The 8,674-nt window shown below is 64.9% G+C and carries 8 protein-coding genes; 2 read left to right on the forward strand and 6 right to left on the reverse strand.

Annotated features, from left to right (window positions below; genetic code table 11):
- Positions 1–9 precede the first annotated feature (9 nt).
- Positions 10–924 carry a heme/hemin ABC transporter substrate-binding protein gene (locus tag LH400_RS04610; protein WP_229151495.1) on the reverse strand — a complete coding sequence of 305 codons (915 nt, stop codon included), beginning with the start codon at positions 922–924 and terminating at the stop codon, positions 10–12.
- A gap of 11 nt (positions 925–935) precedes the next feature.
- On the reverse strand, positions 936–1,139 hold the full coding sequence (hemP, locus tag LH400_RS04615; protein ID WP_229151496.1) for a hemin uptake protein HemP: 204 nt from the start codon (positions 1,137–1,139) through the stop codon (positions 936–938).
- A gap of 192 nt (positions 1,140–1,331) precedes the next feature.
- On the opposite strand from hemP, the gene LH400_RS04620 reads away from it, so the two are divergent.
- Complete coding sequence (locus LH400_RS04620) at positions 1,332–3,551, forward strand: TonB-dependent hemoglobin/transferrin/lactoferrin family receptor (RefSeq protein ID WP_229151497.1); 2,220 nt, start codon at positions 1,332–1,334, stop codon at positions 3,549–3,551.
- A 133-nt stretch (positions 3,552–3,684) separates the two neighbouring features.
- Complete coding sequence (gene hmuQ / locus LH400_RS04625) at positions 3,685–4,002, forward strand: heme-degrading protein HmuQ (RefSeq protein WP_229151498.1); 318 nt, start codon at positions 3,685–3,687, stop codon at positions 4,000–4,002.
- A gap of 793 nt (positions 4,003–4,795) precedes the next feature.
- Here hmuQ and LH400_RS04630 read toward each other — a convergent pair.
- The 4 genes from LH400_RS04630 to LH400_RS04645 form a co-directional block, all read right to left on the reverse strand.
- Complete coding sequence (locus LH400_RS04630; RefSeq protein ID WP_229151499.1) at positions 4,796–5,080, reverse strand: hypothetical protein; 285 nt, start codon at positions 5,078–5,080, stop codon at positions 4,796–4,798.
- Positions 5,081–5,245: 165 nt separating this feature from the next.
- Complete coding sequence (locus LH400_RS04635) at positions 5,246–5,617, reverse strand: BLUF domain-containing protein (protein ID WP_229151500.1); 372 nt, start codon at positions 5,615–5,617, stop codon at positions 5,246–5,248.
- A gap of 172 nt (positions 5,618–5,789) precedes the next feature.
- Entirely contained in the window at positions 5,790–6,200 is a 411-nt protein-coding gene (locus LH400_RS04640) for a DUF1850 domain-containing protein (protein WP_229151501.1), read from the reverse strand.
- Positions 6,197–8,347 (reverse strand): TRAP transporter permease, encoded by a 2,151-nt coding sequence (locus LH400_RS04645; RefSeq protein WP_229151502.1) that lies wholly within the window; start codon positions 8,345–8,347, stop codon positions 6,197–6,199. Before LH400_RS04645 ends, LH400_RS04640 begins: the two co-directional genes overlap by 4 nt.
- Between the last annotated feature and the right edge of the window lie 327 nt (positions 8,348–8,674).

The raw sequence follows: 8,674 nt of genomic DNA on the forward strand, positions 1-8,674 counted from the left end.
AGAAAGCGGTCAATCGGCTGCCCCGAGCGCGTGCGCATCGATCTCGCCAGGATAGAGCCGGGACGCCAGATCCCGGGCGGCCTGAGCGGTGCGCGGCCCAAAGCCCAAAAGATAGGCGGCGTCCATGCGGATCAGCGCGTTGGCTTGGCCGGCGGGCGTTGCCGCGAGGGCCGGAATCGCGAAGGGATCCCGGATCTGGTGATCGCGACCGGCGCCGGTCATCATCACCACCACGTCTGGGGCGAGTTCCGTCGCCGATTCCGGCGAGATTGTCTTGTAACCCTCGATTTCACCGAAGACGTTCACTCCGCCGGCAAGGCGCATCATTGCGTCCGCCGCCGTGTCGTGCCCCGCGGCCATCGGCCGCCCGTCGACGATCGACAGGACGAAGAGCACGCGCCTCTTGCGCTCAATAGACCCAAGCTCGTCCTTCAGCGTCGCGAGATCGTGCTCGATCGCCTCCGATAGGGCTTTGCCCTCGTCAGGCTTGCCGACGGCCTTCGCGATCACCTCGATCTTGGTCCCGATGCTGTCGATCGCATGACCGTCCGGCACGGTTTCAATCGGGACGCCGGAGACCTCGAGGAGCGCAAGCGCATTCGGGGGGCCGGCCCCTTCCTCGATCAGCATCAGATCGGGCGACTGGGCGAGGACCCCTTCGGCCGAGATCGCGCGCATATAGCCGACATTCGGCTTTTGCCGGGCCTCCGGCGGATAGACCGCTGTCGTATCGACGGCGACGATCCGATCTTCAACCCCGAGGGCATAGAGCGTTTCGGTCACGGCGCCGCCAATGGCAACGATGCGCTCGGGGAGCGTCGTCTGCGCGCGAGCAGCCGAGATCACGAAAAGGCCGATCAGGGCTGCGCCTGCGAGCGATTTGGCGCGGCAAAGGGCGGATGGGAACGAAGTTTGATTCGACATGGCACAAGGCCCTATTTCGTGAGGATCAGCTTGCCGGCCTTCGTGAGGCGCAGGCGATAGACCGTGCTCTGGTGGTGGATTTCGATTTCCCGTCGATCGCCGAAGAGCCGGTCGGAGGACAGGACAAGCCTCTCATCTGCCTGACTCTCTTCGACGAGCGCGGCGGGTGAGCCATCCGGATCGGGTGGGTCCGGCAAACCGCGATTTTCAGACACTTTAGAATTCCTATAAATCATCAGCAATTTCAACGGATTAGAAGTTGACTTGCGTAGTCATATTAAATATCGACGTCAAGAGCTGGCGGTCTTGACCGAGGGGTTGCACCGCTGGCCGAGGACGATAGCAAGCCGGGTCGCGACGCGCGCAAGCCAGCCAGGTCCCTGTCATCTTTTCGGAAGGGGGTTTTGATGGCTCGTTATTCGCGCCAGCTCGCCGGCGCTGCGTCCGGCTTGGTCATTTCACTGGTGCTCACCCAAGCGGCATCCGCTCAGCAGGCTGCGACGGGCGACACGTCCATCATGCTGGGTACCGTCGTCATCGAGGGGGCAGAGGGTGAGGGGGCTGCGACCGATCAACCCGCGCCCCGGGCGGAGACCGTTCTGACAACGCGCGTGACCCGCACCGAGCTCGAAAACGCCCAGATTTTCGACGCGGACGACATTTCCCGCCTGGATCCTGGCGTCGACTATATCGGCTCGACGGGAAGCTTCACGGTCCGGGGCCTCAGCGAGAGCCGCGTGCTGACCACCATCGACGGCATCCGTATTCCATGGCTCGACGATGGGGCACGTGGAGTTACGGGTGGCAGCGCGACCTTCGACTTCGACACGCTTTCGGCCCTCGACATCGTCAAGGGCGGCGATTCCAGCGTTTTCGGCGGCGGCGCGCTCGGTGGAGTCATCGCGGTACGAACGCTGAACCCGGAAGATCTCCTGCCGGGTGACAAGACCTTCGGCGGCTTGTCGCGCGCGACGTTCGACAGCGAGGATGAGAGCTGGGGCGTCGACCAGGCGCTCGCGGCCCGCCTCGGCGATACCTACATGCTGCTGCAGGGCGGCTATCGCATGGGGCACGAGCGGGAGAACCAGGGCGATGTCGGCGGCTATGGCGCAACCCGCAGCGAGCCCGATCCGCTCGACTACGACCAGTCGAACGTCCTGGTGAAGCTGCGCCAGCATTATGGCGTCGATCAGGTCTTCGGTATCACGGGCGAACTCTACGACCGCGAGAACGACATCGATGCACGCAGTCTGGCGACGGCGACCTACAAGACGGGCTCGACATTCGCGAATAAGGTCGAGAAGCGCCAGCGGATCTCGAGCAGCTATGAGCTTGGAGCCGGCGCGGGTGCATGGCTCGATGCGGCCGATCTGGTGGTCTATTGGCAGCGCCAGGAGCTTTCCGACGATTCTCGCGGGGTGCGCCTAGCGCCACCCTTCGGCGATTATTCCCGCCTGAGCGAGATCGAGGAGACGACCTACGGTCTGAACGGCAGCGTCATGAAGCGCTTCGACCTCGGCGGGCTGACGCACAAGGTCAGCGTCGGTGGCGAGGCGTTCACGAACCGGACGGAACAGATGTCGAGCGGCGAGGATACCTGTCCGCCGGCCCCCTATCCGCCCATGTTCTTTACCTGCAACTTCCTGCACACGAACCAGGCCGACATGCCGGAAACTCGTGGCGGCACCTTCGGCCTCTTCATCGACGACGAGATCGCGATAACCGACCGCTTCCGTCTGACACCCGGCCTTCGCTTCGACTATTACGGGCAGAACCCGCAGGAAACCGCCGCTTATACCCGCAATCCGACCGTGGTCGGACTGCCGGCGGATTCCAGCGACGACGCGATTTCGCCGAAGCTGCGTGCCGAATTCGACATCACCGAAAACGCGACGATCTACGGCCAGTGGGCACGGGGCTTTCGCGCACCGACGGCGAGCGAACTCTATCTGAGCTATGGCGGCCCCGGCACCTACCTCAGGATCGGCAACCCGGATCTTGAGGCCGAGACGAGCGATGGTATCGAAGTGGGGCTGAGGGCGAAGCACGACTCCTTCGAGTGGAGTGTATCGACCTTCTATAACCGCTACGAGAATTTCCTCGACGAGGAGACCGTCGATCCGGCGACGCTTGGTCTCTCGCCCGGCGACTACCCCTTCGGCATCACCCGGAACTTCAACCGCGAAGATGTCGAGATCTACGGCCTGGAGGCCTCCGCCTATTGGCAGATGACCGAAGTTTGGCATTCGAGCGCGTCGCTCGCCGCCTATGTCGGGCGGGATATCAACACCGGTGTCCACCTCAACTCGGTGCCGGCGGCCAAAGGCATCTTCAATTTCGGCTACGACAACACCGTCTGGGGCGGCGATGCCTATCTCACGGTCGCCGCAAGCCGGGACGATGTCGAGAACGATATCTCGAAGACTCCGGACTACGCGCTGCTCGACCTGACTGTCTGGTGGAAGCCGACCCGGTTGGAAGGGCTGAAGCTGCAAGCCGGCGTCTACAATGTCTTCGACGAGACCTACTACGACACACTGGACCTGCCTGATACCGCCACTCAGCCGAAACTCTTCTATTCCGAGCCCGGCCGAAGCATCCGCGCGGCCATGACCTATCAGTTCTGACGGCTTTCCCGATCGCTGCCCCGACCGCGAAGCTCAGGAGCGAAATCCGCGGCCGGGGCTTTGCGGAAAACCCAAAGCCCGAGGCTGCAAGATCGCACGATCTCGGCTTCGCAAGAGAGACTGGAACAACGTGATGTACATTGCCATGAACCGCTTCAAGGTCGCTCCGGAACAGGCCAAGGCCTTCGAGGACGTCTGGGCCACGCGGCAATCCTACCTGGCGGAGGTTCCAGGTTTCGTCGAATTCCACATGCTGCGGGGCGCCGACTGCGGCGACCACGTCCTCTACGCCTCCCACACGGTCTGGTCGGACCGAGACGCCTTCGATGCCTGGACGCACTCCGAGGCCTTCCGGCTCTCGCACCAACGCGCAAATACCTCAGGTCCGAGGCTCACTCTCGGCCATCCTGTCTTCGAAGGCTACGAGGTCTTTCAGCACATCGCCGCATGATCGAGCGATGGCGCCGGGTTTCCGGCACAGCGCCGTCTGACCGAGGCGCCGGGTGCCCGGCATGCATCCTTCCGCATCGTAACGCGCGAACTCCGACCGGTTCGATAGCCGTGAGCAATTCCTGGAAGCGGCGAGAGGCTGCCGGGCGCCCCTCGACGCGCCTACGTCGAGGCGCCGCCGCCCAAGTCGAAGGCCGAGATCGAAGCACTGACGGCGCTGCCGAACGTCAGTTCTCGGCGAATTCCGAAAAACAAGTTATCGGGAGCGGTAAGCGTCGCCTGCATGAACCTTCCCCGCATTTCGACGCGCCCGGTCCCGGCGCCTCAGCCCGAACGGTACGATGTCGCGAGCGTCCGCTGATCGTCCTTGACCTGGGCAATGCAGGACGAAAACGCCTCGGTCCCGGGCTGGTAGCCGAACCTCGAGCAAACGGATTCGGGCGTTGTGCGGGCCGCGGTCGCCGGTGAACTCGTGTTGCAACCGGCGAGCGTCGCCGTAGCTGCCGCGATAAGAAGAAGACGCTTCATCCCCAAACCCTCCATCGATGCGTTGTCGGAAACTCTTGCGCGGTCGATCCGGCGGCGCAAGCTCGCGCGATGATGGACCGTGAGAAACGTGGGGCCGTCCCGGATGCCTCGGCATGCCTGTCTCGGCGCGCCCGAGCGGATATCTCTGTCGGGATCATCGGCTCCTGGCCGGTTCGCCGAACACCGGGGCGCCGCCTCCGCTGGGCAGGGCTGCTGCCGCGCCCTTGTTCCATTGACCGGCCATCGCGCGGCAAGCGGCGAACCCGCTACCAGGAAAGCTTCCGGTTGATGTTCTGCGAGACGAATTTCAGGCTGATCGTCTCGAAGAACTGGTGGAAGTTGCGCGGCGCGCGAAAGCCCATCCGGCCCCGCCCGAGATCCCAGACCGGAATGACGGTCCCGGCAAGCCCGATCCGCGCCGCCTGCGCCTGGATCGCGACGATCTGCTTCTCCTGCTGATCGTCCGGCAGTGTGCCGAATCTCGCGTCGAGCGGCACGATAATGAGGTCGACATTCCGTTCCCGGATATGAGCGATGCGATAGTCCGGCATCCTTGCCACTCGTCATGACCTGCGTTGGCGCGATGATGGCGCCCGATGGCGAACAAATCGTTACCGAGATCCGACAGATTCGCCATGACGCGGGCCTGGCGCCATGAGGAGGCGGGGAACGGGGAGCCGGTCAGGGAAGATTCGCCGCAGGCAGGGCGGCGCCACTCACTGGTCCATCGGAAGGGGCGTGAGCGAGGTGTCGCCGGAGCCATGGCGCTCCTCGGTCGCCAGCGAGATCAGATAGAGATCGGACGGCGACATCCGGCTGAGGCCGAAACCGTCGAAGCGCGACTCGGTGATGTCGGCTCGGGTCAGGAGGACGACCCCACGGTGACGGCTGTCCCTGCGGATCGTGAGGAAGAGTTCGTCGACCTGTCTGGCCGGTCCTTCGATGATCTGCGTCACGATGCGGCCGTCGAAGGCGATCGCGCCGGAGATCTGCCGCTCGGCATTCGCCGCGCGCGCATGCTCGACGATCGACGCGAATTCTTCGTGCGTCAGTCCCTCCGCGGTGCTGCTATAGGCGATGTGCCGCATCTGCCCTCCGACGCGGAAACCCGCAATGCCATGCCTGACGAACGAATCCATCCCCCGTGCCGCGGTAGCGTAACGGCTTGATCCGCCAAGTCCAGATAGGGGTCGGAAGCCGGCTAATGGTTGTCCATGCAGGTTGACGCGGTGCCCGTAAGAGCGGCGGATCGTAGCGGTCTTACGGGGCCGACCGGCTCGTCTTCGGCGGGACGCCGTTGCAGCTGCGGACGTGGATCGGGGCGGAACTCGTCGCGCCGAGCGTAAGACAGGACGACGATCCGCCCGCGTCCGGCCCTTCGGGGCAGAGGGTCCAGCCGCCGCCCGTGGCGCCGGAGGCGGCAAGGACGAGTTCCGGTATCGCCGGCAGATGCGGCGCATAGACATAGGCGCCCCCCTTCAGAACGGCGTCCGGCGGAGGCTCCATTCCCGCCCCCGACCCCTCGATGCGGCCTTCGGTGACCTCAAGTCCGGCCGGGGTTGCGATCCAGTGCTCCTCCCAGCGAGTCTTTTCGACCGAATGCGTCCAGGCAAGGGTGAATGCGGAAACGGCGAGCGCGATCGTCTTGGCCCCTGTGAGAACGCAGATCATTCCGCAGCGCCCGCTGGCCGCTCGTTGCCAGGTCCCGCCGTCGCCGGCGCAGCCGTGCGCCGCACCCGCCACCAATGGGTGCCGATCACGAAGGCAGAAAGAGCGAAGCCGATCTCGTCGGTCGCCGGCAAGGCCGCGACGAGCGTGAACGCTGCGGCGGCCGAAAGGAGACGCTCCCACCAGCGCAGCGGCGCGAGCAGGTAGCCGATCGCGGCGGCTCCCCAAAGACCGATGGCGAGGCAGACCTTGAGAACGATGTAGAGGACGGCCGGGATGTAGCCGATCTCTGCGGCCAGCGGGCCGCCGTCCTGCAGCATCAGGGCGGGCGTATAGACGGCCATGAAGGGTATGACGAAGCCTGCGAGCGCCACCTTCACGGCCTCGAACGAGATCTTCAGGCCCGGTGCCTTGGCGATCGGGGCGGCGGCGAAGCAGGCGAGCGCGACCGGCGGCGTCAGATCGGCGAGGATGCCGAAATAGAAGACGAACATATGGGAGACGATCAGCGGCACGCCGAGGGCAAGAAGCGCGGGACCGGCGATCGACGAGGTGATGATGTAGTTCGGGATGGTCGGGATGCCCATGCCGAGGATGATGCAGGTGATCATCGTCAGGACGAGCGAGAGGAACAGCGAGCTTGCGCCGACCGAGACGATCAGCTGGCCGAAGGTGTTGGCGACGCCCGTAAGGGTCATCGTGCCGACGATGATGCCGACGATCGCACAGGCGATGCCCACGGGAAGCGCTGTCTTGGCGCCTTCCGCCAGCGCGTCGCGGGTGATGATCAGGGTCTCGCGGCCGCCGCGGAAAAGCCCGCAGGCGGCGATCAGGACGGCGAGGGCGCCGATGACCGGGAGGATGCCATACTGGAAGAAGGCCGCTGCCGCGAGGCCGAGAGCGATCCAGAAGGCGAAGCGCACGGCGAGCTGCGGCATCCGGGCGGCGAGCGGCGCGCCGAGGATAAGAAGGGCGGTGAGCGCCAGGCCGATCGTGCCGGCATAAAGTGGCGTGTAGCCGGAAAACAGCAGCCAGACGAGGACGACGAGCGGCAGGAGAAGGTACCAGCCCTTGGCGAGCGCGGCACGCGCAGAGGGCAGCTCGGACTTCTTCAGGCCGAGGAGGTTCCGCTTGCCGGCCTCCAGATGCACCATCCAGAAGACCGAGCCGAAATAGAGAACTGCCGGGATCAGGGCGGCCTTGACCACTTCGGCGTAGGCGACGTTCAGCGTCTCGGCCATGATGAAGGCGACGGCGCCCATCACCGGCGGCATGATCTGCCCGCCCATCGAGGCGGTGGCCTCGACACCGCCGGCAAAGGCCGGCCTATAACCGAAGCGCTTCATCAGCGGGATGGTGAACTGGCCGGTGGTGACCACATTGGCGACGCCGGAACCCGAGATCGTGCCCATCAGTCCGGACGAGATCACCGCGACCTTGGCGGCGCCGCCCTTGGCATGGCCGACGAGGCCCAGCGCGATGTCGGTGAACAGCCTGATCATGCCGGCGCGCTCGAGGAACGAGCCGAACAGGATGAACAGGAAGATGTAGGTCGAGGAGACGTAGACCGGGATGCCGTAGATGCCTTCGGTGCCGAAGGCCATGTGGTCGATGACCTGGGAGAAGTCGTAGCCCCTCGTCACGAAGGGCCCGGGCGCATACTGGCCGAAGAGGCAGTAGGCAAGAAACAGACCGGCGATGATCGGCAGGGCCGGGCCCATGATGCGCCAGGTCGCAACGAAGAGGACGACGAGCGCGACCACGCCGACGACCGTGTCCTCGATCACCGGCATGCCGGCCCTGAAGATCAGCGCCTTGTATTCCCACCACTGATAGGCGGCGACGGCCATGCCGGCGACGCCGAGGAGCCAGAACAACGCGCGGACGGGCAGGCTTTCGCGTTTGACCGCCGCGACGAGCGGCAGCCCCAGGAGGCAGAGAAATCCCACATGGACGGCGCGGACGATCTGGCTCGGCAGATCCCACAGATGCGCCGAGGTGGCGAGCTGGAACAGCGAGAAGACGAAGGCGATCGCGAACAGGGTGCGGCCTTCCAGCCCGATGGGAAAGCCGCCGCTCAGCGGGTCGTACAGTTCTTCCCGGACATCGGCAGTCGGATCGCGGGTGCTGGCGCCTGCGCCTTCGTTCATTCGTCGGCTCCTCCCAAAAGCCTCTGACGCGATCTGCCCGGGCACCCGGCACCAATCGCCGCAGGACCTTAGCTTCGCCGCCGCATCCGCGCAAACGGCGCGGACGGCCGCAGACGAGGCCGAAGGGTGTCCGCGCGCCCACGCTCTCGACAGCTCCCGCACGCTCTTTGACGGCACGATCGACGCAGCGCTCTCACCGTCGGGCTTGCTTCCGATGCCGCAAGCTTTTATGTCGCGCCGCATCTTTCATTCTTCCGAGTTGGGAGTTGGCGATGGCCAAGGGTAAATTCGAGCGCAACAAGCCGCATGTGAACATCGGCACGATCG

It is taken from the genome of Jiella soli (assembly GCF_020615385.1).
Classification (GTDB): domain Bacteria; phylum Pseudomonadota; class Alphaproteobacteria; order Rhizobiales; family Rhizobiaceae; genus VKMB-3413.

Coding starts and splice junctions, on each gene's coding strand:
- LH400_RS04610 (WP_229151495.1), bottom strand. CDS start 924: ATGTCGAATCAAACTTCGTTCCCATCCGCCCTTTGCCGCGCCAAATCG.
- LH400_RS04620 (WP_229151497.1), top strand. CDS start 1,332: ATGGCTCGTTATTCGCGCCAGCTCGCCGGCGCTGCGTCCGGCTTGGTC.
- hmuQ (WP_229151498.1), top strand. CDS start 3,685: ATGTACATTGCCATGAACCGCTTCAAGGTCGCTCCGGAACAGGCCAAG.
- LH400_RS04630 (WP_229151499.1), bottom strand. CDS start 5,080: ATGCCGGACTATCGCATCGCTCATATCCGGGAACGGAATGTCGACCTC.
- LH400_RS04635 (WP_229151500.1), bottom strand. CDS start 5,617: ATGCGGCACATCGCCTATAGCAGCACCGCGGAGGGACTGACGCACGAA.
- LH400_RS04640 (WP_229151501.1), bottom strand. CDS start 6,200: ATGATCTGCGTTCTCACAGGGGCCAAGACGATCGCGCTCGCCGTTTCC.
- LH400_RS04645 (WP_229151502.1), bottom strand. CDS start 8,347: ATGAACGAAGGCGCAGGCGCCAGCACCCGCGATCCGACTGCCGATGTC.